26 protein-coding genes are annotated in these 25,644 nt (G+C 67.7%); 22 read left to right on the top strand and 4 right to left on the bottom strand.

Features of this window, described 5'->3' with window-relative positions; genetic code table 11:
- Positions 1–132: 132 nt before the first annotated feature.
- Positions 133–2,754 carry an MFS transporter gene (locus BLV96_RS16260; protein ID WP_086674848.1) on the top strand — a complete coding sequence of 874 codons (2,622 nt, stop codon included), beginning with the start codon at positions 133–135 and terminating at the stop codon, positions 2,752–2,754.
- Here BLV96_RS16260 and BLV96_RS16255 read toward each other — a convergent pair.
- Together BLV96_RS16255 and BLV96_RS16250 are read right to left on the bottom strand one after the other, a co-directional pair.
- Positions 2,751–3,137 carry a winged helix-turn-helix transcriptional regulator gene (locus BLV96_RS16255; RefSeq protein ID WP_158104113.1) on the bottom strand — a complete coding sequence of 129 codons (387 nt, stop codon included), beginning with the start codon at positions 3,135–3,137 and terminating at the stop codon, positions 2,751–2,753. The two genes, BLV96_RS16260 and BLV96_RS16255, sit on opposite strands and share 4 nt — an antisense overlap.
- Positions 3,138–3,449: 312 nt before the next feature.
- Entirely contained in the window at positions 3,450–4,142 is a 693-nt protein-coding gene (locus tag BLV96_RS16250; RefSeq protein ID WP_086674846.1) for a prepilin peptidase, read from the bottom strand.
- A 142-nt stretch (positions 4,143–4,284) separates the two neighbouring features.
- On the opposite strand from BLV96_RS16250, the gene BLV96_RS16245 reads away from it, so the two are divergent.
- The 21 genes from BLV96_RS16245 (at position 4,285) to BLV96_RS49195 (ending at position 23,609) form a co-directional block, all read left to right on the top strand.
- Positions 4,285–4,644 (top strand): hypothetical protein, encoded by a 360-nt coding sequence (locus tag BLV96_RS16245; RefSeq protein ID WP_244180250.1) that lies wholly within the window; start codon positions 4,285–4,287, stop codon positions 4,642–4,644.
- The gene (locus tag BLV96_RS16240; RefSeq protein WP_086674844.1) at positions 4,638–5,627 is read left to right on the top strand and encodes a hypothetical protein; all 990 of its coding nucleotides are present in this window, start codon (positions 4,638–4,640) and stop codon (positions 5,625–5,627) included. The genes BLV96_RS16245 and BLV96_RS16240 overlap by 7 nt, the downstream gene beginning before the upstream one ends.
- 97 nt (positions 5,628–5,724) lie before the next feature.
- Positions 5,725–6,420 carry a hypothetical protein gene (locus tag BLV96_RS16235; protein WP_244180249.1) on the top strand — a complete coding sequence of 232 codons (696 nt, stop codon included), beginning with the start codon at positions 5,725–5,727 and terminating at the stop codon, positions 6,418–6,420.
- Complete coding sequence (locus BLV96_RS16230; protein ID WP_086674842.1) at positions 6,420–7,262, top strand: CpaE/TadZ family protein; 843 nt, start codon at positions 6,420–6,422, stop codon at positions 7,260–7,262. The genes BLV96_RS16235 and BLV96_RS16230 overlap by 1 nt, the downstream gene beginning before the upstream one ends.
- A complete protein-coding gene (locus BLV96_RS16225) occupies positions 7,259–8,674 on the top strand; it encodes a TadA family conjugal transfer-associated ATPase (RefSeq protein WP_086674841.1) in 1,416 nt (471 codons plus the stop codon). The genes BLV96_RS16230 and BLV96_RS16225 overlap by 4 nt, the downstream gene beginning before the upstream one ends.
- Positions 8,671–9,582, top strand: coding sequence for a type II secretion system F family protein (locus tag BLV96_RS16220; protein WP_086674890.1), 912 nt, complete (start codon positions 8,671–8,673; stop codon positions 9,580–9,582). The genes BLV96_RS16225 and BLV96_RS16220 overlap by 4 nt, the downstream gene beginning before the upstream one ends.
- Positions 9,579–10,472 (top strand): type II secretion system F family protein, encoded by an 894-nt coding sequence (locus tag BLV96_RS16215; RefSeq protein WP_086674840.1) that lies wholly within the window; start codon positions 9,579–9,581, stop codon positions 10,470–10,472. Before BLV96_RS16220 ends, BLV96_RS16215 begins: the two co-directional genes overlap by 4 nt.
- 37 nt (positions 10,473–10,509) lie before the next feature.
- Positions 10,510–10,695, top strand: a complete 186-nt coding sequence (locus BLV96_RS16210; protein WP_086674839.1) for a hypothetical protein — start codon at positions 10,510–10,512, stop codon at positions 10,693–10,695.
- A 14-nt stretch (positions 10,696–10,709) separates the two neighbouring features.
- Positions 10,710–11,132: a TadE/TadG family type IV pilus assembly protein gene (locus BLV96_RS16205; RefSeq protein WP_086674889.1), complete on the top strand. Its 423-nt coding sequence runs from the start codon at positions 10,710–10,712 to the stop codon at positions 11,130–11,132.
- A complete protein-coding gene (locus BLV96_RS16200) occupies positions 11,129–11,578 on the top strand; it encodes a TadE/TadG family type IV pilus assembly protein (protein WP_086674838.1) in 450 nt (149 codons plus the stop codon). The genes BLV96_RS16205 and BLV96_RS16200 overlap by 4 nt, the downstream gene beginning before the upstream one ends.
- Positions 11,575–12,015, top strand: a complete 441-nt coding sequence (locus tag BLV96_RS16195; RefSeq protein WP_086674837.1) for a pilus assembly protein TadG-related protein — start codon at positions 11,575–11,577, stop codon at positions 12,013–12,015. The genes BLV96_RS16200 and BLV96_RS16195 overlap by 4 nt, the downstream gene beginning before the upstream one ends.
- A 12-nt stretch (positions 12,016–12,027) precedes the next feature.
- A complete protein-coding gene (locus BLV96_RS16190; protein ID WP_086674836.1) occupies positions 12,028–12,420 on the top strand; it encodes a hypothetical protein in 393 nt (130 codons plus the stop codon).
- Positions 12,417–15,068, top strand: a complete 2,652-nt coding sequence (locus BLV96_RS16185; RefSeq protein WP_091389217.1) for an AfsR/SARP family transcriptional regulator — start codon at positions 12,417–12,419, stop codon at positions 15,066–15,068. The genes BLV96_RS16190 and BLV96_RS16185 overlap by 4 nt, the downstream gene beginning before the upstream one ends.
- Positions 15,069–15,504: 436 nt before the next feature.
- On the top strand, positions 15,505–16,380 hold the full coding sequence (locus BLV96_RS16180; RefSeq protein WP_143050975.1) for a hypothetical protein: 876 nt from the start codon (positions 15,505–15,507) through the stop codon (positions 16,378–16,380).
- Between the two features lie 74 nt (positions 16,381–16,454).
- On the top strand, positions 16,455–16,982 hold the full coding sequence (locus BLV96_RS16175; RefSeq protein WP_086684873.1) for a hypothetical protein: 528 nt from the start codon (positions 16,455–16,457) through the stop codon (positions 16,980–16,982).
- Between the two features lie 74 nt (positions 16,983–17,056).
- Positions 17,057–17,701 carry a hypothetical protein gene (locus BLV96_RS16170; protein ID WP_143050974.1) on the top strand — a complete coding sequence of 215 codons (645 nt, stop codon included), beginning with the start codon at positions 17,057–17,059 and terminating at the stop codon, positions 17,699–17,701.
- A 109-nt stretch (positions 17,702–17,810) separates the two neighbouring features.
- Positions 17,811–18,779 carry a hypothetical protein gene (locus BLV96_RS16165; RefSeq protein WP_208608235.1) on the top strand — a complete coding sequence of 323 codons (969 nt, stop codon included), beginning with the start codon at positions 17,811–17,813 and terminating at the stop codon, positions 18,777–18,779.
- Positions 18,780–18,796: 17 nt separating this feature from the next.
- Positions 18,797–19,525, top strand: coding sequence for a hypothetical protein (locus BLV96_RS16160; protein WP_086674310.1), 729 nt, complete (start codon positions 18,797–18,799; stop codon positions 19,523–19,525).
- 181 nt (positions 19,526–19,706) lie between these two features.
- A complete protein-coding gene (locus tag BLV96_RS16155) occupies positions 19,707–20,552 on the top strand; it encodes an N-6 DNA methylase (protein WP_143050973.1) in 846 nt (281 codons plus the stop codon).
- A 136-nt stretch (positions 20,553–20,688) separates the two neighbouring features.
- On the top strand, positions 20,689–21,429 hold the full coding sequence (locus BLV96_RS16150) for a hypothetical protein (protein ID WP_086674308.1): 741 nt from the start codon (positions 20,689–20,691) through the stop codon (positions 21,427–21,429).
- Between the two features lie 1,082 nt (positions 21,430–22,511).
- Positions 22,512–23,609 (top strand): hypothetical protein, encoded by a 1,098-nt coding sequence (locus tag BLV96_RS49195; RefSeq protein ID WP_143050972.1) that lies wholly within the window; start codon positions 22,512–22,514, stop codon positions 23,607–23,609.
- A gap of 49 nt (positions 23,610–23,658) precedes the next feature.
- On the opposite strand, the gene BLV96_RS16140 is transcribed toward BLV96_RS49195, so the two are convergent.
- Both BLV96_RS16140 and BLV96_RS16135 read right to left on the bottom strand, forming a co-directional pair.
- On the bottom strand, positions 23,659–24,597 hold the full coding sequence (locus BLV96_RS16140) for a C40 family peptidase (protein WP_086674306.1): 939 nt from the start codon (positions 24,595–24,597) through the stop codon (positions 23,659–23,661).
- On the bottom strand, positions 24,594–25,628 hold the full coding sequence (locus BLV96_RS16135; protein WP_086674305.1) for a replication-relaxation family protein: 1,035 nt from the start codon (positions 25,626–25,628) through the stop codon (positions 24,594–24,596). The genes BLV96_RS16140 and BLV96_RS16135 overlap by 4 nt, the downstream gene beginning before the upstream one ends.
- Positions 25,629–25,644: the final 16 nt, after the last annotated feature.

Raw genomic sequence — 25,644 nt, 5'->3', positions numbered from 1 at the left:
GACCGTCACGGCCGTGCTGCGATTGGGTGATCTGTCGCTACTTGTGTCCACATGGACACGGAGCGGGCATACCGTGGTTCTTCCAGGTAGGGGGGCCTGCCGGGCGAGTTTCGACGGCGGTGGGGAGGGCCGATGACCGAAACCGGGTCCCGCGGTTTTGCGGCGGCGCTGCGAGGTCGTGAGTTCCGCGCGCTGTGGCTCGCCGAAGCCTTGTCGGTCTTCGGCGATCAGGTAGCGCGGGTGGCGCTCGCGCTGCTGGTCTACGCCCGCACGGACTCCGCGGCGCTGACGGCGCTCACCTACGCCCTGACCTTCGTGCCGGCGATCCTGGGCGGCTTCCTGCTCTCCGGTCTGGCGGACCGCTATCCGCGCCGGACGGTGATAGTCGTGACCGACGTCGTGCGTGCCGTGCTGGCGGCGGCGATGGCCGTACCGGGGATGCCGCTCTGGATCCTTTGGGCGTTGATCGGCTGCCTGACGATGGCTGCGGCGCCGTTCAAGGCCGCTCAGCTCGCGCTCCTGCCAGACGTGCTTCCGAACGGGCTGTACCAGGCCGGTCTCGGCCTCCGGCAGATCAGCTCACAAACGGCCCAGGTGGCCGGCTTCGGGCTCGGCGGCCTGCTCGTGACGAGCTTGAGCACCAGCGGCGCGCTGCTGGTGAACGCCGCGACGTTCCTGGTCAGCGCCGTTGTGGTCGCCGCGGTGGTCCGAACTCGTCCCGTCAGCCGAGCCGAGACCAAGACGACGCCGCGGTCAGCTGCGGCGGCCAGCGACCCGCGCATGGTCGCCATCAACATGCTGGCCGCGATGATCGGATTTCTTGTCGTACCTGAAGGCTTGGCGGCGCCGTACGCGAACGCGGTGGGCCTGACGTCGATCGGGGTCGGCGTTCTGATGGCGGCCGATCCCGTCGGCAGCGTGCTCGGCGGCTGGCTGGCCAGCCGGCTCCGGCCCGATACCGCGCTGACGGCGAAGCTGGTCGTCGTGCCGGCGGCGGCGTCCGGCCTGCCCCTGATCGCTTGCCTCGCGCTACCAGGCGCTTGGTGGGCCGCAGGCCTCTGGGCGGTCTCGGGTGCGCTGTCCACGATCTACTTGATCCGGCTGCAGGCGGTCGTAGTCGAGCTGGTGCCGGACGCGCGTCGCGGCACCACGATGGGACGGCTGAGCACCTGCCTCTACAGCTCGCAGGGCATCGCGATACTCGGCGCCGGCGTCGTCGCCGAGCGGCTCGATCCTGTCTTCGTCGTCGCCGGGTCGGGCGCGGTGGCGTCACTCTCCGCAGTCGCGGCCGGGTTCGTCTGGTGGGCGGCTCGACCTCGGCAGGCGAGAACTGTCGAGGACGAGCCCGCACCGGTGGATTCAGCGCGCTCAGAAGTCCTTGTTACGCATAGTGACCCCCTCCCGGAGCGTCCGGCGGCGGGAGGTGCCGAGGCGCGGCAGCCGGAGCTCGAGGACCTCGGGTCCTCCCCTGGGAACGGAAGCGAGATCAGTATGCCGAACGAGGGGGTCGCTGAGCGCTCCGGTTGGTCACGATGGGCTATCTGGTTGCTACCACGGCCCGCGGCAGTGTTTCTGCTGGTCATCGACGCCATCGCGGTAGCGGTCGTCGTCTTCGACGTGAGGGCCTCGATGGCATGGCGAGACGTCGTGTCCTGCGGGTTGATCGTCGGGCTCGGCATCCTGGCCGCGGAGATGACCCGACGGGTCGAGCGGCGGCGACGGCGGTTCTCGGACACGCCGCACGTCAACTTCTCGTCCGTGTGGACCCTGGCCGCCGCGCTGACCCTCCCGACCGCCTTGGCGGCCCTCGTCGCCGTGCTGCTGTACCTGCACCTGTGGCTGCGCAGCTGGCGAGGCGTCGCCGGGATCCACGCGCACCGCGTCATCTTCAGCACGGCGAACGTCATCCTGTCCTGTCAGATCGCCGGGTGGGCTGCCAAGCAGCTGCAGGTCGTGCCGCCCGGCCAGGAAGCCGGCATCTGGACGGCGGTGGGCTTGGCATCGGTGATCGCGATCTACTTCACCGCGAACTCGACGATCGTCGGCGTGGCGATCGCCCTCGCCAGGCGGAGCCTCTCGTTCAAGCGGATGCTCGGTGCGCTCAACGAGAACATCCTCGAGCTGGCGACATTGTGCATGGGCGCGCTGACCGCGGTCCTCCTGACTCTGCGCCCGTGGCTCGTGATCGTGTTGTTCCTGCCGCTCTACGCGCTGCATCGCAGCGTCCTGATCCGCCAGTTCGAGCACGCCTCGACCACCGATTCGAAGACCGGACTGCTCAACGCGGCGAGCTGGCACGCGATCGCGGCGAAGGAGATCGACCGCGCTCGCCAGCACGGCTTCAGCGTCGGTGTCCTGATGATCGACATCGACCACTTCCGCGACGTGAACAACGTTCACGGACACCTGACCGGCGACAGAGCGCTCGTCCTCGTCGGCAACGCCATCCGAAGCGAAGTCCGGAGCGACGACCTCTGCGGGCGATTCGGTGGCGAGGAGTTCGTCGTCCTGCTGCCGGGCAGCTCGCCGGACGCGATTCACGCCATCGCGGACCGCATCCGCGAGCACGTCGAACGCACCGTCATCGAGCCGGATTCCGGACCAGGCTTCCACCTCAGCGTGTCGATCGGCGCAGCTGCGTTCCCCGCGGCGGGCAGTTCGCTGGAGGAGGTCCTGATCTCCGCCGACAACGCGCTGTTCGCGGCGAAGGACGCCGGGCGCAATCAGGTCCGAGTCGTCAAGTCGACCGCCTAGCGATGACCGCGGCTGTCCGCTCGTGTCTGGTCGCGGCGCTGCTGCGCCCAGGTGGCCAACGGACGCAGCGCGCGCAGAAGCGCACGGCCGTCGGGTGACAGCTTGTACCAGACATTGGAGAAGGCGCTGCCTTCCGCGCGTCGTTCGACGAGCCCGTCTTGCTCGAGCCGCCGGAGGGTGTCGGTCAGCGTGCGAGCCGTCAGCGGCTTCGAGTGCGCCGTCCAGCCGGAGCGCTCCTCGGTTTCGTTCACCTCGTTCCGCAGCTTGGTGAATTCCAGTTCGCCGAGCGCGAGGGTCGCGAGGACGGCGACGGTCCAGTCACCTCGCAGCAGGGCAAGTACCTCGTACACGCTCTGCCGGTACGGCACGTCCCAGTCAGCCACACCAGCAGACCTATCACGAACTGCCGCCCGGCTTGCCCCGGTCGAGATCTTGACGTCCTTTGGACAGGACACCTTCCTCCGAACGAGTGAAGATCCGTCGGCTGAGTCCAGACTCACCCGTCGACTTACCTTGCACTCAGCTGAGGTCAGGCCGCTAAACCGGAAGTCACTCGGGCTCCGGCGCCCGGGAACGGAAGAGGAATCGAAGGGGACGGGGCCGGCCGTGTCTGGCGAGAAGGCCGGCCGGTCACCGAGACCAACAGGGGGAGGGAAGCTGCGATGACGACTCGCTCGCTTGAGCCGATCAGTCGGCTACCCGTTCGCGAGGAGCATGGCGGCCAGCGTACCGGCGATCAGGAACGGTCCCATCGGGATCGCGGTTCGACGCCGACCGAGATGCATGATCGCCACCGCGATCGCGGCGGCCAGCCAGGGCAGCAGACTGCCGAGAACGAGCGTTGGCCAGCCGAACCACGCAAGCGCCGCGCCGAGAGGAACGGCCAGCTTCACGTCCCCGCCACCGAGCTGGCCGGGCGCCATGAAGTACACGGCGAGGAAGAACGCGGCGGTCACGGCCGCGCCGGCGACGGCGCGAGCCAGCGAACCGGCGTCGCGGTTGAAGACGGCGGTCGCGACGACCGCGGCGCCGACCGAACCGGCGAGTCCGAGAACAAGCAGGTTCGGCAGGCGACGGTGTCGCGCGTCGGCGAAGGCGAGTGGCACGCCGAACGCCGCCACGCTCGCGGAAACCGCGAACTGCGCCACGCCGGGACCGCGCCAGGCGAGAGCGCCGACGAGTGCGGCCGCGATCACCAGTTGCGCCGCTACCTGCCGGCGGGGAGAACGGACCACGAGCGCGCCACCCATCACGACCGCGACGGCGGCCGTGATGCCGGTCAGGATGAACAGGGGTAGCGGAATGATGTCGACTCCGTCAGGTGCGGTTCGTCCATCATGGACGAACGTGTCAACCCACGCGATCTTGCTGAGCTTCGCCGCGCTCACGCTCAGCGCGTGCTCTAACGGCGGTTCTTCTGCACCGTCAGCCTCTGCGTCGAACCCGCCGGCGACCAGCTCGACCTCGGTTCCGCAGCCGACTCCCGCGCCCGAGCTGGCGACCGATGCCTACGTCGGCATGTGGCGGGCGATGGCAAAGGCCGGTGAGACGGCGGACTGGCAATCACCCGAAGTGGCGAAGTACGCGACCGGTGACGCGCTCGGCGTGATCAACCGCAGCCTCTACACAGACCACCTCAACGGCGTGGTGTCGAAGGGCGCGCCGGTGTCGAGCCCGAAGGTCACCGAGGAGAAGCCGCCGGGCAAGCCGACGACGATCATGATCTCCGACTGCGGAGACAGCACGAACTGGTTGAAGTACAAGAAGGACGGTTCACCTTTCACCGACTCGCCGGGCGGGCACCGCGCGATCACCGCGGAGATCAAGAAGCAGGCGGACGGCTCGTGGAAGGTCACCAGGTTCGCGGTCGAGGGGGTGGGGACATGCTGAACCGTGCGGCGCCTGCGGCCGTGCTGGCGGCGGCCATCGCGGTGATCGCCGCCGGGCCCGCGCTCGCCGACGGCTACGGCTACACCGACTGCAGCCAGTACCCGAATCCCGGCTGTGAACTCGGCGCGGGCAAGGGCGGGCAGCAGGGTGGCGATCACGGCAACCAACCGAACAAGCCCGGAGGCCAAGGGCACCACAACTCCGGCGGTGGACCTTCGGATCCCGGCGGCGACACGATCATCGGCGGCGGCAACCTGGCCCAGTGCGCCTACGAGCGCAGCGGATACCAGGGACCGCCCCCTGGAATTGCTCAGCCGGCAGCGTTCCATGTCTCGCCGAGGACTGGACCGGCCACGGCGGTGCCCGCTGCCTATCGGCGCCTGGCAGGCGCGCAGCCGCCGTCCGGCGCCTGGTACGTCTACAAGTGCACCGGGGCCGGCTTCCGGGACGCGCTGTACCGGCCACCTGTCTGGATCGCGGATGGTGAGCCAGGTCCGGCACCGCTGCCGTCGCCCGCTGAGCTCGCCGCGCAGGCGCGGAACCAGCTGCGTCTGCCCTCGCCGAAGATCAAGGCAAATCCGGCCGGCGACCAACTGGTCACCCTGCCGACCTGGTTGTGGCTGGACCGGAGCAGCTGGGGTGACGTCTCGGCCACTGCGTCGGTGCCGGGGGTCTCGGTGACCGCGGTCGCCAAGCCGACCTCGGTGACCTGGTCGATGGGCGAAGGTGGCTCGGTGACCTGCACCGGCCCCGGCTCGCCGTTTCCCGGAGGCGGTGACCCGAAGAGCGCGTCGCCGGACTGCGGCTACACGTACAAGACGTCCTCGGCCGGCCAGCGCGCTGACGCGTTCCCGGTGACCGCCACGGTGAACTGGACCGTGACGTGGTCGGGCGCAGGCACGGGCGGCACGTTCCCGAACATGACGACCTCCGCCTCGGCGGCGTTCCGAGTGGCGGAGAGCCAGGGAATCGCGACCGGCTGAGGTCCGGCACGCACAACACAACCCCCCGTTGAGAAAAGGCACGTCGAACACCCGAGTCGACGCGTCGCGATGGCGTCATGCCTTGAGGAGGTCGGTGGTGACTACCGCAAGTTCAACCAGCCCGGACGCGAAACCCGCGTCGCTGAACTCGTGGGCGGGCCGTGATGGCAAGACGCCCGCACGCCTGAGTGGCGGGGGCCGGCGCCGCAGCGTGCCCCACCTGCTGCTCGGCGTCCTGCTGGTCGCCGTCTGCGCGGTCGGAGGCGTGGTCGCCGGGATGCAGCTCGGCGACCGCGAAAGCGTCGTCGCGCTGGCCCGTGCCGTCGCCGTGGGCCAGCTTCTCGAGGTTCAGGATCTCAAGCAGGTCAGCATGGCGGTGGACTCCGGAATGGACGTTCTGCCCGCGTCGGCAGCATCCACAGTGGTCGGCCGGCCGGTGGCATTCAGCCTGCCCGTCGGCTCGCTGGTGACCCGCTCGGTCCTCGGCGTTCCTCAGATTCCTGCGCCCGGCAAGGGTGTAGCGGCGGTGGGGCTCAAGCCGGGACAGTTTCCGCCCGACCTGGCGCCCGGCACCACGGTGGCGGTCCTCGCGACGCCAGGGCAAAGCCCAGCTGTCGGAACGCCGCTCGGTCAGACGTCGTCATGGACCGCGGTGGTGGCCGGCGTCGCTGCCCGGGAGACGGAGCAGATCACCGTGGTGTCCCTGCAGCTGGCCGAATCGGACGCTCGCGCGTTGGCTTCGGCCCCGGCGGGCCAGCTCAGCCTCGTCGCGATTGCCGGGGGAGGACGCTGATGCTGATCGCCGTCTGCTCCCTCAAAGGCTCGCCCGGTGCGACCACCCTGGCGACCGCACTCGGGGCCTGCTGGCCGACCCAGCGGAGTCCGGTCGTCGTGGAAGCCGACCCGGCCGGCGGCGACCTGATGGCCCGCTTCCGGCTGCCCGACACTCCGGGCCTGGTCAGCTTGGCCGCAGCGGCCCGAGGCCGTGGAGGTGCCGACCCGAACCTGCTCGTCCAGCACTCCCAGCCTCTGCCGGGCGGCTTGCGGGTCGTGCCTGGACCGGTCGGCGCTGAACAAGCTCGTGCAGCGCTCGCGGTGCTGGCCTCCGGAGGCTCGTCGCCGCTGCGTCGCGCGGCCGACCAGCCGGACATCGTGGTCATCGCCGACTGCGGCCGGGTCGATCCCGGTTCTCTCGCGCTGCCGATCGTCCGCGGTGCGGATGCGATGTTGCTGCTCGCGCGCCCGCACGACGACGAGCTCGCGCACGTCGCGCTCAAGCTTCAGGCCGCCCAGCAGTGGTCACGCCGACCGTGCCTCGTCCTGGTGGGCGACGGCTACCCGACCGCGGAGGTCTCGCAGACGCTGCAGATCCCGGTGATGGGCCGGGTGCCTGCCGACACCAAGGGCGCGGCGATGCTCAGCGGCCAGGGCACGAGCCGGCGCGGGGCGGGCAAGTCCGCGCTCGGCCGGGCCGCGGCAACGATCGCGCTCAACCTCCACGCGCACGGGCACCAGCCGACCACCACCGACGGAAGCCGGCCACCGCACCTGCGGCTGGCGGTTGTCGGCGAGTCGGTCCCAGGCGTACCCCCGCAGCGGGTCGGCCCGCACATCCGGAACGGGGCGACGCCATGACGCGCCCCGACCTGGCCGTGCCGGTCAACGGCCGCCCGCACGTGCCTGGGCCGACAGACCTTCTGCACCCGCCCGCCGGTGAGACCGCGGCGGTGAAAAGGCTGCGGCAGCACCTGCGCGACGAGCTGTCCAGCCAGCTCAGCGACCGCGTCCGGGCCGACGAGTCCGCCGGTCGGCCGCCGATGGACGCACCTGCACGCCGTCGCCTGGCCGAGGCCATCCTGACCGATGCGGCCGAAGCGCACGCGCAGGCGGAGCTGCGCAACTCCGCGGCTGGCGGGATGCTCGTGGCCCCCGAGGTCGAGCAGCGCGTGATCCGCCAGGTCCTCGACGAGGTCTTCGGCCTGGCCGGCCTGGAACCGCTGCTCGCCGACACCGACATCGAGAACATCAACATCAACGGCGACCGCGTCTTCGTCAAGCGCGCTGACGGCGGTCGCAAGCGTTTGCCTCCGGTGGTCGGTTCCGACACCGAGCTGATCGAGCTCATCCGGGACCTGGCGACCCGTTCCGGTGTGGAGGAGCGACGCTTCGACCGCGGCAGCCCGATCGTGAACTTCCAGCTGCCTGGCGGCGAGCGCGTCTCGGCGGTCATGGCGGTGACCGCGCGGCCGTCGGTGTCGATCCGCCGGCACCGGTTCACGAAGGTCACCCTGGCCGACCTGCGCAAGAACGGGACGATCGACCTCGCCCTCGAGAGCTTCCTGAAAGCCCTCGTGAAGGCGAAGCGGAACATCCTCGTCACCGGCGGTACGGCGATTGGCAAGACGACCATGCTGCGGGGCCTGGCCTCGGCGATTCCGCCGTGGGAGCGCCTGGTGACCATCGAGGACGTCTTCGAGCTCGGCCTCGGCGAGGACGCCGAGGTCCACCCGGATGTGGTGGCGCTGCAGGCCCGCGAACCGAACATCGAGGGCCAGGGCGAGATCTCGCTGTCGGACCTGGTGTGGCAGTCCCTGCGGATGAGCCCGGACCGGGTCATCGTCGGGGAAGTCCGCGGCCCCGAGGTCATCCCGCTGACCAACGCGATGTCCATGGGCAACGACGGCAGCATGGGCACCCTGCACTCCTCCAGCAGCCAGGGCGCGTTCACCAAGCTCGCCGCCTACGCGGTGCAAGGCCCGGAGCGGTTGCCGATGGAAGCGACCAACCTCCTGGTCGCCGCCGCGCTGCACTTCGTGGTGCACCTGGAGAAGCCCCGCGACGACCCCAGCAAGCGCGTCGTCTCCTCGATCCGCGAAGTCGTCGGTGCCGACGGCGCCCAGATCATCAGCAACGAGGTCTGGCGGCCCGGCACGGATCTGCGCGCGGTGCCAGGCGCCCCGCTCCGCACCGACACCGTCGACTTGCTCGTCGAAGCGGGCTACGACCCGGATCTGTTCGAGCGGCGCGAAGGTTGGTGGACGCCATGACCGTCGTCTTGCTTGGCGTGCTCGGAGGCGGTGTCGCCATCGGGTTGCTGCTGATCGTCGCCGGTCTGCGCGGTCGACCCGCGCGTGTGGCGACGTCGTCGCGGCTGAGCACCTGGCTGGCCGCACGGCACGACCGCAAGCAGGTCGGCCTGCTCGTCGTCGCCGTGCTCGCCGGCTTGGCGGTCGGTGTGGTCACCGGCTGGGTGGTCGGCGGCATCCTGGCCGTGGTTGCGGTGGTCGGCCTGCCGCGGATCCTCGGCTCGAACGTCGACCACCAGCACCAGCTCGAACGCATTGAGGCGATCGCCGGGTGGACGGAGATGCTGCGCGACACCCTCGTCGCCGCGGCCGGACTGGAGCAGGCCATCCTCGCCACCGCCCCGGCTTGCCCGGAGGCGATCCACGAGGAGATCACCGAGCTGGCCGTCCGGCTGGAACGCGGCGAACGCCTCGCACCCTCCCTACGGCGCCTTGCCGACCAGCTCCGCGACCCGACCGCCGATCTGGTGATCTCCGCTCTCGTGCTGGCCGCCGAGCACCAGGCCCGACAGTTGGCCGACTTGCTCGGCGAACTCGCTGCCGAGGCCCGTGAACAGGCGTCGATGCGCATGCGGGTTGAGGCCGGCCGTGCTCGCACCCGGACCAGCGTGCGGGTCGTCGTGATCACCACGTTGGTCTTCGCGGTCGGGTTGGTGCTGCTCAACCGCGGTTACCTCGCTCCCTACGACTCCGCGTTTGGGCAGGTCATGCTGCTGCTCGTCGGCCTGCTGTTCACGGTCGCCTTCACTTGGCTCGGCCGGATCGTGCGCCAGCGTGACCCCGAGAGGTTCCTGACCGAGCTGAGCGCGATCCGCCTGCACGACGCCGACGTCGATGACCTGCTCACCGGGAAGGGAGCGTCATCATGATCGAGGCGTTGCTGTGGGGAGCTGGGCTCGGCGTCGGCTTGTGGGCGCTCGTGGTTTTCGTGTTCCCGCCGCGGCCGCCGCTGCGGGCCCTGGTCGACCGGCTGCACGCGGCGCCAGCGCCACCGCCGATCCTCACCGCGGAATCCGACGGTTGGGCGCTGAGGGTGGGCCGTCCGTTCGTCAAGCCGCTGGCTGCTCTCGGGTTGCCCAACAGCAAGCTACGCAACGACCTCGCGGTCACCGGTAAGGGCATCGAGCACCACCTGGCCGAGAAGGCGACGCTGGCGCTGGCCGGGTTGCTGCTGCCGACCGGGATGCAGGTGCTGCTCGTCGTGGCGGACGTCGGCCTCGCATGGGAAGTTCCCGCGGCCGCCGGCCTCCTCTTCGGGCTCGGCGGATTCCTGCTCCCGGACATCCGCGTTCGAAAGGAAGCCGAACGGCGCCGCTCCACCTTCCGGCACGCGCTGTCGGCCTACCTGAACCTCATCCGGGTCCTGCTGGCCGGTGGTGCCGGCGTCGACGGCGCGCTGTCGGATGCGGTCGGGATCGGTAAAGGCTGGGCGTTCCAGCAACTTCGTCGCGCGCTGGTTACAGCCAAGCTGACCCGCACCACGCCGTGGGCCACCCTCGGTCAGCTTGGTGGCGAACTCGACGTGCACCAGCTCTCCGAGCTCGCCGCGTCGGTCAGCCTCGCGGGTACCGAAGGCGCCCGCGTCCGCGCGAGCCTCGCGGCCAAGGCCGCAGCACTACGTACTCGCGAACTCACCGACGCCGAAGGCGATGCCCAAGCAGCCACCGAACGAATGAGCCTGCCCGTGGTCATGCTGTTCATCGGCTTCCTCATCTTCATCGGATATCCCGCCCTTGCCAGCGTGCTGGCTGGCTTATGAGTCCACTTCGGACCGTCGTACCGTCAAGGAGAAGCTGATGTTGAACGAAGTCCAGATTCTGATCGCCCGCGTCCGTGCCGAGCTGGAAAAGCTCCGTCATGACGAAGGCGGCTACTCAACCGAAGCCGTCGTGGTGACCGCTGCCTTGGTCCTCCTGGCGATTGCCGTGGTCGCAATCATCGTCGCCAAGGTGACCGAGAAGGCCAACGGCATCACCCTCTAGGCCGGGTGACCACGATGCCTCGAAACGTACTGCGCCGACTTCGCACGGATGAGCGCGGCGCCGGCACGGCCGAGCTCGTCATCGCGACCCCGCTGCTGTTGCTGCTGGTTCTGCTCATCGCTCAGTTCGCGCTGTACATGCACGCCGTCCACATTGCTCAAGCCGCCGCGTCCCAGGCACTGTCCGTGGCACGAATCTCCGGCGGTAGCTCAGCCACGGGTGACACCGAGGGACAACGAGTCCTCACACAACTGGGCAACGGACCGTTGCGGGAGACCTCGGTGAACGTCCAGCGTGGAGCTGCCCAGGTATCCGTGACGGTCACAGGAACCGTGACCAGCCTGATCCCGTTCACAACCCTCGCGATCCACGCAGAAGCTGTTGGGCCAGTGGAGAAATTCACTCCGCCGAGCGGAGCCGTGGCGGTGACACCATGACCGCGGCCCGCAGCCTTCTTGCGCTACGGCGGGACGACCGGGGATCCGCCGCGGCCGAGCTCACCCTCCTGACCCCGGTGCTGATCCTGCTCTTGCTGTTCGTCGTCTTCTGCGGTCGGCTGGCCGATACCAAGCTGCGGGTCAACGACGTCGCCCACCAGGCCGCCCGCGCCGCCACTCTGGCCCGCAATCCATCGCAAGCCACCGCCAACGCTCAGGCCACCGCCAGCGCGGCCTTGCGCTCGGCCGGGATCGCATGCCAGTCGCTGTCGGTGTCCGCCGAAACCCAGGGGCTCAAACCTGGATCCACGGTGACCGTCACCGTGACGTGCAGCGTCGGACTAGGCGACCTGACCTCGCTCGGCGTGCCCGGCAGCCGGACGTTCGAGTCCACCTTCTCCTCGCCGGTCGACGTCTGGCGCGGCACCTCGGGAGGTACGGCATGAGGTCGATCGCAGTGCTACGTCGGCTGCGCGACGATGATGAAGGCCGGGTGACCGCCTTCGTCGTCACCTTCGCGCTCGCGGCCCTCCTCTTCGCCGGCCTCGTACTCGATGGCGGGCTGGCACTGGCCGCCAAGGTCCGCGCCATCGGCGAGGCGCAGGAGGCCGCACGGGCCGGCGCCCAGGAGATCGATCTGGCTGCGTACCGCGCCGACGGCTCGCTGCGCCTGGTCCCGCAGCGGGCTGGCGCCGCGGCCCGGAGTTACCTCGCCGCCGCGGGGCACACCGGCAGCGTGTCGGTCACCGGCAACAAGGTCGCCGTAACCGTCACCATCGACCAGCCCACCCAGCTGCTCGGGCTCGTCAGCATCGCCTCGATCACCGTAACCGGAGCCGGACAAGCTGAACCACAGCGCGGAATCTCCGGCGTACTTCCATGAGAGGACAAGAAAATGGTGACTACTGAAGAGATCGAACGCCGCGTCGAGGAAGCAGACGCAGCCCGCAGCGCGAAGAGGACCGAAGCCGCGCGGCGCGTCGGTGAGCTCGTGCGGCAGCGGACTGAAGTGGCCGACAAGCTCGGCGAGATCGACCGGCAGCTTGGAGACGTCCTCGTCGGAGCGAGCGATGTCATCGGCGTTGACGAGCTGGCCAAGTTCACCGATGTCTCGGCCGCTGACCTCGCCCAATGGCGCGACGGCCGCAAGACGACCCGGGCCAGGCGTAAGCGGCAGAACGCGAGCGCGCCTACCCCGAAAATCAGTCCGAGCGCGCCGCCGGCGGTCGCCGGGACGCGGATGTCGGCCGCCGATGCGTCCACACGGGCTCCCGTACCGGTGCCGTGACCTCGCAACCGCCCGTCTCGCGCCGGACGCGGGTGTTCGCCGCGGCACTCCGGTGTGTCCGCGGACTGCTCGCGTCCGGCGTCCTGATCGGTCTCGTGGCGGGCCTGCCCTGGGCGCTGGTGCACTTCGTGGGCTGGCCGCTGCTGGACCAGCTGCCGACCTGGGACGAGATCCAGGCGACTCTGCTCAACCCGATGAGCGTCCGCTTCCTGCTGAACACCTTGGCGGTGGTCTGCTGGATCGTCTGGTTCTTCTTCGTTCTGGATGTCCTTCGTTGCTCCGTCGACGCCGCGCGCGGAATGACGTGGCCGAGTCGCCGGCCCGGCCCACTGCGGGGGGTCGCGGCGGTCCTCGTCGGGACCATCGTGCTTACCCTGCTCGGCAGCCGAAGCTCGTACTCGACGCCGCTCGCGGGCACCGCGGCGCCCACCGTCGGCCTCCGGCCGGTCGCCGTCGTCGCATCGCCGCCTCCAGGTCCGGCACCACAGACGACCAGCGCGGTGATCCATCCCACCGCGCCGGCTCCGGCCGGCACGGTCCAGGTCACCGAAGAAGTCCGGCTCCCACACGACGGGGTCTACGACAGCCTGTGGCGCGTCGCCGAGCGCCTCTACGGTCCTGGCGGCGGCAGCCGCTGGCCCGAGCTCTTTCAGCTGAACCGCGGCGTGGAGCAGCCCGACGGACGCGCGCTGACGAACCCCAATCTCGTGCGGCCCGGCTGGAAGATCACCGCGTACATTCCGGCGCCCAACCAGGAGCACCCGCCAGTGCCGCCCCGACAACCACCACCTCCCACGACCACGGCGCCCACCCAGCCCGCTCCGGAACCAACCGCGGCGGAGGAGCACCGCGAAGACCGTCCCGAGCCTGCCGTGGACCTGGTGACGGGCGTGTTCGTCAGCCTCGGCCTCGCCGGAGCGATCGCCGCGGCCGTGGTGTCGACCAGGATGTGGCGCCGGCGGCGCTATCGGATCGGAAGCGGCGACCGTGCTGACCTCCGGCGCCCGATCGCCCCCGTGGTCCGCGCCCTCTGCGCCGCGCACGACGACGGCGACCTGCAGCCTGGTGAAGTTGCCGAGCTCGTCGACCTGGCATCACCGGGGGAGCCGGAACTCAGCGGCGAGCTGGACCAGGTGCCCGCGAAGATCGGCGTTCGAGAACGTCGCGAACTGGCCCTGAACCTCGCCAGCACCCGCGGGATTGGCCTCGCAGGCGCCGGAGCAACCGCGGCCGCTCGCGCGCTGCTCCTGCACCTGCTTGCCGAGCAGCAGCCTGGCAACGGTGTCGGCGTGATCGTGCCCGTTGACGACTTGCGTCTGGTCTTCGACGGCATCGCCGTTGAGGACCTGCCGAGCAACGTTCACGGCGTCGCGACGCTCGATGCCGCGCTCGACGAGATGGAAGCGGCCCTGCTGACTCGTACTCGCCACGCGATCGAGGAGGCCGGAGCTCGGCCCGCTGTACCTTCGCTCGTACTGCTCGCCAGCCCGGCATCCCACGCTGATCGTCGCCTGCAAGCCGTCCTCGACAACGGCTCAACGCTCGGCCTGGCCGGCGTGCTCCTCGGCCAGTGGCGTCCCGGTGCGACTCTGCTCGTCCGCCAGGACGGCACCGTCAGCGCGACCAGTCCCGGGATCGACGACGTCCTCACCGGTACGCGCCTGTTCAAGGTTCCGGCCGTCGACGCCACCTCGCTCCTCGAAGTGCTCCGAGTTGCAGAGAGCGCCGCCGAACAGGCTCGGGAACCGGTTCCCGAGCAGCGATCGACGGAGGTCGAGGCGAGCAGCTCGCTCGAGGAGGAGCAGCACGCTGAGGACAACCAGCTGGCGGCCGGCGAGGAACCGCCGGTCGGTACCAAGCAGCCCCGGCTGTTCCTGCGTGTGCTGGGCCGAGTCCAACTCGACGTACGGGATGAAGCAGGCGATCGCGAGCTGGGCGGTGCGTTCACGCCGAAACAGCGTGAAGTCCTCGTCTTCCTCGCGCTGCATCCCCAGGGAGTCCGGCGCGATGTACTCAACGAGGCCGTCTGGCCCGACAGCCGCCCGCCGCGGCCGTACAACTCATTCCACAACACCCTCTCGACGTTGCGCCGCGCGCTCGCCGACGCCACCGACGGCCAGACAGGCAACCTCGTCCTCAACGAGGACGGTCGCTACCGGCTCAGCGACGAACTCCTCGACGTCGACTTATGGCAGCTGCAGCGCGTTCTGCAGGCGCCGCGCCCACTGGACGAGCACGGCAGTGCCGGCCTCCGCGACGCGGTCGAGCTGTACCGCGGCGACCTCGCCGAGGATCTGCTCGCCCAATGGATCGAACCCTTCCGGGAGTCCGTCCGCCGAGACGTCTTGGACGCGCTCGGCGCGCTGATCCGCGCCGACGGCGACATTTCCCCGGAGACCGCGCTGATTCTGCTCGAACGAGCTCGCAAGTTCGACCAGTACAACGAAGGCGTCTACCGCGATATCATTCGTATGCAGGCACGGTTGGGCCAGTACGCGGCTATTCCGCGGACCGTCGCGCTTCTGAGTACGACGCTCGCCGAGATCGACCAGCAGGTTAGCGCCGAGACTCTTAATCTCGCCGATTTCCTCCAGCGTCGAGGTGGCGCGCGGTGGAAGGATGCCGCCGGCAGTGCAGCAGCTAGTTGACCGGCGGAGGGAGCTACCTCCGCAAGGTCCTTGCGACGGTCTTCTCGCGGTGCCTGTTAGAGCGGTAGCCCCCGCCAGCATATGAAGCGCCAGGTCGGCACGCTTACGGTGCCTACCGATGTGACGCCCGACTCGGATGCCGGCAGGCATGTGAACAGTCGGTAGGGGCGCGCTGCCGACAGCTTCGTTGACGTGTTACCGAATTCATTCGAATAAAATTCTTTCACTCGTCTTCTCATCTTCGCCTCTCGCGCTCTATTTGTCTTGCTCTTTGTCTATTCTTACAATTGCTCGTCTATGTTTCGGCGGCGCGCTGACCTGCGTTTTTGCTTCCATCTATTGGCCCCTTGGTCTGACTCGACGGGCCAGTGAGGGGCGCATAATTGTCGGGAAATAACCCGTTGGGGGTCTTGATTTCCTGTGGCCGAGTCCTAAAATGGAATGTAGGAGAGAACGGGACGGCAACCCCAAACTCTCCGGTTCGTCAACCAACACCGCTCACCTGACCGAAGGCTCAGTGATGACCATGCTTGAGGCGTGCGTATATCAATTCTCCCTTACTGTCGATGCGACGGAAACCATCCAAGCTTTGGTGGATAGCTCCGACCACCCTTGGGGCCGACGGCTTCACGATGCGCTGAAGTTCGCCACGTACGCGGAGTGCGTGTACGCCGTTGAGCCGTACGCGCGTATCGAAGTTGCGGACTTCCGGCCGGACACGCCCAAGTATCCCGACGTCGCCGACCGGTCCGTGTCCGGCGTGCTGGGTGGGCTGCAGGCTGCCGGGTACGTCGAGACGCGCGACGTGCTGCAGGAAGACGCGGGCCAGACCTACCTGTCCGAGGGACGCACGGTGACGTCGGTGCACGTCATCCGACCGTTCGCGCTGGTCGGCGTCGACTACCGTTTTTCGCAGGAAGCCGACAGCCGAGCGATCCGGTACGGGCACGCGTACGCCGACCGGTGGGAGATCACCGAACGCGCCTACACCGTCCCGGCCGGGTGGTACCTGGTCGGCGAGACAGGCGACTTCACAGCGGCCCTGGTCGGCGTCGCCGGCATCTCAGGGGACAGCGACGACTTGCTGTGCTCGCTGTTCGAAATCGAAGGGTTCGGCGCGTCAACCTGTCTTGCCGGGTGCGGATCGTGCGGGATGCGCTGGTCGGCGGAGTCGGGATCGTGGCACTTCCGGCCCGACGACTGCGACGCCGACGCCTGGGACTTCGACGACACCGCCGAGATCGACGACGAATCCGGCACCGTCGCGTGCCCGGCATGCGCTACCGGTCGCGTCGGCTTCTCCATCTTCTGATCTTTCGCCGTTGCGCGGGCGGTCCCGCGTCTTCGTGAGCCGTGCGCTCACCTCTACTTCCTTGTGAGGCCCCCATGTTCGCTGTGCTCTCCGTGGACGGAACCCCGATGGGGCTGTCCGACGACGTCGCCGAATCGATCACCCTGCAGTTCGACACGGACTCGGCTCCGACGCATCGGTGCCGAGCGTGCGGGGAGGAACTGGCCGAGACTCCGGACGGCTACGAATCGACGTCCGGCGACACCGCGTGTGCCGACTTCGAGCCGACGGCCGACACCGACCCGGACTACGGCGAGGGCCCGCACCATCCCGAGCGGATCCCGCTGTCCTGGTGCAACGGCGCGGCCGTGCACACCGACGAATCCGAGGACTCGGTCACGGTGTCCATTTCGGTCGGTGACCCGCGCGGCGCCTTCACCTTCACCATCCGGCGCGTGCCGGACGACGCCGACGGCGATCTCGCCGGACGGCTGATCATGCACACCCCGTACGCCGGAGAACCGATGCCGCACGCCGCCTTGACGGTGCTGCACGAAGGAACTCACGTCGTCGGCACCTACGCGCCGAATCGGCGTCTGCACTCGGTTCCTCCCGCCGCCTGAACGCCTACGGAGGTTCACGAATGAACACCGCACCAGCAGGCGACGGCGCCCAGCCGGGCGAGGTCTACGTGACCGTGGCCGACTCCGGCGCCGTCTTCCCGGCCGTGATCGAGGACGAGCGTTGGAACGGGTTCGCTCGGCCGCGCTTCAGCCGCGCGGCGGCTGAAGCCGTGGTGGCCTGGCTGACCGACTGTCACGGTGCCATCGCCGCCGCATTCGACGGCGAGGCAGTCGCCATCACCGAAACCGCGGCCGATCGCGCGGAACGCATCGAACCGGGCGCCGATGGCCGCTACCCGATCGGCGCCGGTGCGTGGGAATGGGAGCTGACCACACCAGCCGCCGACGTCGCCGCCGAGCAAACATTGCTCGCCGGTGCTTACCGGCTCGCGCCCGAGGCGGGCGAAGTCCTGGTCAAGATCAACGCCACCGGCAGCGATCCCGGCTTCCCGGCCCAGGTGGACCCCGTGTCCGGCTGGAGCCGGTCCGGGACCCCGCGCTTCCGCCCCGACGTCGCGGTCGTCGTAGTCGCCTGGCTCAACGCCTGCGGGCGGCAGTACCCGGGCGCCACGGTGGCGTACTGGGAGGACAGCACGATCATGCTCCTTGACCCGCTCGCCGCGATCCAGGACGGATACATGCCGACGCAAGTCGTCCTAGAGGCGGACGGCCGGTACGCGATCGGCGCCGACTTCGAGTGGGAACGCGCCAAAAGCTGACAGCTCGCGAACAACGAGAACCACGCACAGCCGTGGTGTTCCGGGACGGCAACCCCGGCGCACCACCGAACCACCAACACCGCACCACACCCGTCCGAAGGGATCCGTCATGACGCGCACACCCCGTCGACCGTCCAGGGCCGCAGCGAAGGCCCGGCGCACGGTTTCGCCCGAAGAACGCGCCGAGCGCCTCGAAGCTGCCCGCGAGCAGCTGCTGGAGGGCGTGGACAAGCTGATGACTGCGGACGGCTGGCAGCAGCTGATCACCTCACGCGCCTGGCTGCGCCGCTACAGCCTCAACAACCTGATCATGATCTTGCAGCAGTGCCCCGAAGCCACCGACGTTCGGCCGCTCTCGGAGTGGAAGCGCGAAGGCTACGGCTTCATGCGCAAGGGCACGCACAAGATCAAAATCTGGAAGCCGTGCTTCCGCAGGACGAGCGAAGACGAGAACACCAAACCGACCGAAGGCGCCGAGACGGATCCGGACAAGGCGCCCGCGTTGTCGGGATTCATGCTCGTGCCGGTCGTCGACGTCTCCCAGCTGCAGGGGGATCCGCGGGCCGCGCAGCCGTCCCCGCCGGAACCGATCGCGCTGTGCGGTGACGCGCCACGCGGCCTGTGGGACGGAGTCGCCGCCCAGATCGGCGCATGCGGCTTCAGGATCGAGCGTGGAGACTGCGGCGGCGCCTTCGGCCGAACCGTCTTCTCCGAGCGACGCGTGACCGTGCGCGACGACGTCGAACCCGCGCAGGCCGCGAAGACGCTGACGCACGAGCTGGCGCACATCCTGTGCGACCACGAAACCCGCTTGGCCACCACGCCACGGCATGTGCTGGAGGTCGAGGCCGAGTCGGTGGCGTGCATCGTCGCCGCGGTCTGCGGCATGGACACGCTGGCGTACTCCGTGCCCTACGTCGCCGGTTGGGCAGCCGATCGCGAGACGGCACGCACTTCGGCGGAGTGTGTACTCCGCGTTGCAGATCGGATCCTGGACCGGCTTGGCCACGCGGCAGCTTCACCCGTGGCGACTCTCGAGGATCTGGCTGCTGCGCACGGCGTTCCCGCAGTCGCGTGAACCGACCGGGGCGCGCTATGACTCCTTCAATCCTGGGCTGCGCCGAGCTCTACGGCCGCCTTCGCTACGTCACCAACCACGCCGGGGCGCAACGGCGAACCCATCCGCCCGCCGGCACGTCAACCGCATCCGCCTTCGACGACCACGACCCGCTCGGCTTGCACGGCCACGTCCTGCAGGACCTCGGGGCTACCCCCGAATACCTCGACGGCTTCACCGGGGCCTCGGCCGGCTATCCGGCGTTCGGATTCCGGCTCACCGAGAAAGCAGCTCGCCTGGCGCGGCTCTCGGAGGAGTTCGAAGCGTCCTGGACGTGGGGTGACGCCATCCGAGCCGCAGCCAGCCTGGCGCACCAGATCAACAACGCCGAGGACGACCAGGTGCTCGGCGACATGGCCTTGCTGGCCGTGGCCCGCCACGTCGGGCGTCAGCACCCACCCGAGATGACGCCGTTGCCCGGCTGGTCACCGCCCGGCACACCGCTGTTCCTCGACGGATACCCGGCGACGCTGTTCGGCCACGTGGCCGCAGATCTGCGCGTGGACGCGGTCACCGCGACCTGCACGCGGGAGACCAGGGCGGTCACGCTGTTCCGCTCGCTCGGCTGGCGACTCACTCCGCGGGCCGAAGCCTTGGCCGACGCGGTGCAGCATTACGAAGCAAAAGGGCTTCGCTGGCCCGACGCTATTGCCGCGGCGGCAAAGACCGATGTGACGCATCTCGAGCGGCACAACTGGGACCGCTGAAATCCGATTCCGAATCTATTAGTAGCGCCCGGCGGGTGAACACCTCCGAGAGGCGCGGCAACCACCCGCCGGGCTCCAACACCGCACACCCCAGAAGGGTGCGCGAGCCTGCAGTCTAGCGCACGGCTCGTGTCCGCGGTGTGACGCCGTGCCGTGCCTCTGATAGCTGGAGGGAACTCCCGTGTCTTCATCCCGTCGCGCAATTTCCACTTCTGTCGACGCTGGACAATTTGCGCATAAGATCGCCACGGCGGTCGAGTCCGCGTGGCACCGAACCTATGGAACCGGTCGGCTTGATATTCCGGTTTCAGTCGTTGCCACGCTCGCCGCCTTGCCGGACAAAGATTCGTGTGGACACAACGTCAGTGAATCGGTGCTCAGCTGGGACGCCGACACCTTCCATGACTTCGCGCGGCACACGTGGTCATCGATCATCCGGCACCGCGCCGAAATCACGCACCTCCTCCATCCGATGATCGCGTGGATCTTCGATGACCCTGACCGCGACGTGCGTGGCCACGCACTGGCCGTCGCGCAGGCCGCGCTGCGTGCAGGGCAACCACACCTCACCGGCACCGAACGGCGGTTCGACGTCGACCTACTTGGCACCGTGCTGACCGTCCTCCGACCGAAGTCGGCACTTAAGGCTCGTGGTCAGTTCTACACGCCCGGGTCTGTCGCGAAGCTTCTCGCCGGCATGTCCGACATCCAGGAGCACAGCAACGTCACCGACCCGATGATGGGGACGGGCGGCATGTTCCGCGCGGCCGCGGAAGTCATGCGCGAGCAGGGCCGAGACCCGCGTACGACCCGCTGGATCGGATGCGACGTCGACTCGCTCGCCGTGGCCTGCGCCACCGTGAACAGCATGATCTGGAACCTCGGAACCGACATCGTCTTCCACGCGGGCGACACGCTGGAGCCCGGTTGGCGAGAGCTGGCATTGGCGCGGCGGGAGGAGCTCAGTCGGCTTGCTGTGGACCTGCGGCGCGACCAGGCGATGATCGCCTTCTTGCGATCACTTTGATGATTGGGACGTCACGCTTCGCATGAGGGGCGGGCTTCGGGAGCTGGCGGAGGATGAGGGGTTCTGACGGTTGTCACTGAGGACGCCACGGGCGAGCCTCGAACGCTGAGGTCAAGATTTGCGGCAGACTTACGCTATGACCGAACTCGCGTACATGGTCCGGGAAGACTGGGCACAACAAGGCACCACTATGCAACAACAGAGCGTCGTGATCCGGGACTGGCTCGGAACCCCGCCATATGTTTTCGCCACGACCGATAGTAAGACGTATGAGGCGGACTACAGCGCCGACCGCGAGTTCGTCACGTACGTCGCTCCCGATGCCGAAGAAGGGCATATTTTTGACTTGCCCAAACTTGATGATGAGCTCCGACGTGCTGGCGAGACGGTCGACCTTTCTTTCGTTGTCTTGCATCCCCGTGAGGTACGGGATTGCGAATTGCTGCGAGAGATCGTCGTGAAGGGGTCCGTGGCGAAGCTCTTCGTCATCGTGTGGTCACCGCGCGACCTGGTCCGCACCTGGCTCGACGGCCTCGGTGCCATGAATCTCCACACCGGATCCGCGCTCGAAGCGCCGGATGCTATTCAGCAGGAGGCTGCGAAGTGCTGGGTAGGTGAGCAGTACAACGGGCTGTCGAGTGGCAACGGCAAGGCTGCTGTCGTGCAGCTACTGCGCGTGTTCACTGCGGCCGGCTATCCGCTGGACGCTGATACTTGGCTGCGTGCATTCTTCGCAGCGGGCGGCGAGTTCGACGAGGCCGCAAAGGTCGCCAAGATCATCAAGGAGATGCAGGGAGGCACCCAGCATCGCGTCAAGGCGCGCTACCAACCCAACATCTTGAGCGTCCTACGTGAGCGTGCCGCCGACACTCGATGATCCTCGGGCTGTGCGCAGCGCGCAGTCCGAGCCTCGCGCCTGGCAGCGTAGAGTTCTTGTTATGAGTAAGGGGGCCAGGAACCGCGCCAACCGCGTGAACGTCGACGTGCCAGCAGACGTCGGTTTGCTGCGTCGTAAGCATGATGAAGGTCCATGTGGCCTGTGCGGCGTTGTCGGCACGCTGAGCCGAACTCATGTGCCGCCTCAGGCGGCAGGGAATGATCATGGTGTTCAACGGCATCACCTGCGGTCGATGACCGTAGATGGAACTCGGACGCAGGTCGTAGGCAGGAAGTCCGATGGTGGACTGTACGTTTACGGTCTCTGTCAGACCTGCAACAGCAATGCGGGGAGATGGGACGCCTCGTATGCTGAATTGGCTCGGGGACTCAAGCCCTGTTGGGCTTCAGGCTCCGTTCTGGTTCCTGGTGATCGAATGCACCTCCCTTCCGTAGAGTGCAATCCCGGTCAGGTTGCGCGGTCAATCCTCATGGGTCTGTTCGGCGTCAACCATGTTCTTCGTGATCGTTTTCCCGGGCTTGCGGCAGGTTTGTTGGCGGGTGAGGATTCCCTCGTGCTCCCAGAAGGCCTCCGTCTTCGTGTGGCTCTTGCTTGGGGATCGGTTGGGCGACTCACCGGCGCTCTGCACTCCATGAAGGTTATAGACACGCAGAGTGGCGTCGTCGAATACCTGCAGTCCGATGCTGCCGTCTACTTCCCGCCGCTAGCTTGGAATCTGACCGATGAAGGATCGACCTACCTCGATCGGCAGGGGTGGGGCGATGCAAGCTCATGGGTATCCACACCTATTGGAGAACGGCGAGACGTCAGTGCACTATGCCCCTCGCTTCCTTTTGTGCGGGAACCGAGTCAAGATGCTCGCGAGTGGGACACTTTTATACATTTATTTTCTGACGAAATTACTCCGATCATCGAGTGCAGCGGCCTTGTCGTAAGGTAACGGTGATGAATGTTCGGGTGGCGCTGGCCCGGTCGAGTTCTCGGTGGGTCAACTGAGGCGGCTTGCGCAAGCGAGCTCCCCGAGGAGGCGTCGGATCGGATGTTGTGGCAGTCTGGTGATCGTGGCCTCTAGCGTGCGCCTTCTGGACGACTACACGTGGATCTTCGGTGATGCTCGCCGATCTCACGATGGAGCAGATTCCATCGTGATCAAACGCGGTGACCTTGCTGTCGCGAAGGCCACGGACCTCGCCCGCGAGCTTCGCAAGGCACGTGAACGCGAAGTCGAACCTCGTGGTGTGCTAATCGACCTTGCGCCGGGAGATCAATACTCGCCCAAGGAATCTGTCGTCGACCCGATATCATTCGTGTTGACCGACGATGGCCGCCTAGCGGTTGAATTCGATTTTACGAGCGAGGAATACTTCGACGATGATGAACAACTCCAAGCTGTCGTAAGGCCACTGATTGATCCTCTGCTGCAACGGCAAAAAGCTCATGTTGTTGCTCTGCATGTCGATGGTTACCGGTCGTCGGCTCCCTACTTCCACACGGTCGTTGTCTGTGTCCCGACACGAGGGAAAACTCTTCAGGAACATTATGCAGTCGCTGACGACGTGATGACCCTCCTTCAGGCTGCCGCGGCTGGCCAGGTCACACGTGACACGGTCGTAGATCTTCTGCTCGGTGGTCGAGCGGACCTTCTGATCGGGCTTCGGGAGGGACCCTGGCTCGACGTCAAATCTGAGCACTATGACCTCAGTGAGCCGGCGGGGCAAATTTCCCTGGCGCAAGCTATTAGTCGGTTTGGCAACGCCGAAGAGGGCGGAGTTGTCGTTGTCGGCATGGGGACCAAGCGAGTTCCGGGCGGTGAAGTCATCAAGTCTCTCAAGCCTGTGCCAATCGATGGGTCTGTCCTTCGCCGTTACCGGCAAGTCTTGGAGAACCGTCTCTTTCCGTTCCCGGATCGGCTGCGAATCGAATCTATCGAATCAGGTGCAGGCAACGGTGTTGTAGTTGTCTATATTCCACCGCAAGAAGAAGAGTTGAAACCGTTTCTTGTTCATGGTGCAATAGTCGGCGATCGTGTCGAAGGTGCTTTTATTAGCATCGTCAGGCGCAGTGGAGAGGATTCCATTCCGATTACTGCTCAGCAGATCCATGGCACACTCGCTGCGGGACGCGCACTCATGCGTCGTGGACAACTTCCGGACAGATAATGACTGATTTCGATCTTTGTAATTCTGCAAGTTATCCGACGTACCCTGCTCAACTGGCCGGTCGCGACGCCGCCAGGTAGTCGTCCCCTTTCCAGCGGTACGAGCTGACCTGGACTGGCTCGCCAAAGGTCGGGGCGTGCACCATCTTCCCTGCCCCGATGTACAGGCCGACGTGGTGCACGTTGCCGCGGGTGCCGTAGAAGACCAGGTCGCCGGGGAGTAGCGGCTGGCCGCCCGGCACCAGCGGGCCGGCGGAGTACTGGGTCCGGGCCGTCCGCGGCAGGGCGACGCCGGCAGCCGCGTAGGCCGCCTTCGTCAGGCCCGAGCAGTCGAAGCCGCTGTCGCCGTTCAACGGCCCGTTTCCGCCCCAGAGGTACGGCAGCCCGAGCTGGCCGCAGGCGAAGTTGATCGCCGTTGCGGTGGCGGCGGTCGGTGCCTGGATGTTGTCGCAACGGCCGGTGCCGACCGCGGCCTTGCTGTACCTCTCGGCTTGGTCGAGGACTTCGTTGACGTACCAATCCGCGTGGTTGTAGGCGAACAGCGCCTTGCGGATGTCGCCGGGCGCGCCGGACTCGCACAAGTAGTACGCCGCCGCGTAGATCGCGTCGTGCTTGTCCCATGGCGACGGCGGGGTCTCGCCGCCTGGCGGTAGTGGATGCCGGGCGACGACGCCGTCGAACGTGGACTGGAGGAACTGCATCGGGCCGCGGGCGCCGAACGAGTTCTCGGTGCCCTCCGCGATGCCGATCAGCTTGCTGCGGCCGTGGTCGCTCTCGACCTTGCCGATCGCCGCGAGGATCGACCAGTCCAGCCCGGGACACGCGGCAGCTGCCGCTCGGTAGAGGGCGAGGTAGTCGCCGGGGATGTCGGCGATGGCCTCCTGGCTCGGCTCGGTGCCGCTGCTGCCGAACACGGCCTTCACGACGCCTTGCCCGATGCCGCCGATGAGGATGATGACGACCACGACCGCGGTGTAGGCGAACTTCATGGGCGCCTCCGGAAGCGGCTGGCGGGCGAGGCGGGTGGGAACGGATCCGGAGCGGTCAGGGCCGCTGGGCCCTGCTGGGCCGGGACCGAGCCTGACGCCGGCACGTCGCCGGGCAGATCCGGTTGGGGCCAGAGCTGGGCGAGCTCGACGAGCCGCAACCGCCCGGCGTGACGCGTTGCCGACCCGGCGATCGGCAGCCACCGAGTGGCGGCGGGGTCGCCAGCTGCGTCCGCGGCGGTGGTGGCCAGCGGCACGAGCCCCGGCCGGTCGAGCTGGGACAGGCAGTCGGCGAGCGCTCGGCGGGCGGACGTCTCGCGCCGATGGGTGGGCAGCCAGATGAGGACTGGGGTGGTGATACCGGTCGCGGCGGCGAGCTTCTCGTAGCCGTAGAGCTTGCGGCTGAGCTTGCCGAGGTCTTCGGTGCCGAAGTCGAACTCGAGGAAGAACTCGACCTGATGGTCGTCTTCGCGCCACCGGCCGTAGGCGTCGGGACGCACCATGTCGCCGAACAGGCGTCCGCACCGCAGCTCGGACCACCACGCCGTCAGCGACCTTCGAGCCCTCGGACGTCGGCCCAGCGCGACCAGGGCGGTGAAGAAGCCGTTGACGCCGACCGTGTGGGCCAGGCGCAGGGAGTGCGCGATCCCGATCGCGTCTTCGTGCCGGTAGCCGATCGACTTCGGATCGAGCCCGTCTTCGTAGGCGAGGGCGACCGCGCCGGCGATGTCGAGCACGTAGTGCATCGGGGCGGTGCCGGTCGTGACGAACGGCTGGAACCGGTCGACGACCCGCCACTTGAACAGGTCGAGCAGCCGGTGGTTGGCCGCGCGCATGCTCGGGTAGCAGAGCTCGACGATCTGCTGGGTCGTGAAGACCTTGTGCTCGTAGAGCATCCGGGCCAGCCACCGGTCGCGGTGGGTCAGCCGCCCGGCGAGCTGGGCATGGTGCTCACCGGTGGTGGCCGCTCGCGGCGTGGGGCGCTGGGGCATGTGCCCGCGCAACGCCCGCTGAGGAGTGGAATTCGAAATCATCGGAGTACCTCCGGTT

The sequence above is a fragment of the Amycolatopsis pretoriensis genome (genome assembly GCF_900107925.1).
In the GTDB taxonomy this organism is placed as follows: domain Bacteria; phylum Actinomycetota; class Actinomycetes; order Mycobacteriales; family Pseudonocardiaceae; genus Amycolatopsis; species Amycolatopsis pretoriensis.
This window is presented reverse-complemented; position numbering and strand designations above follow the sequence as displayed.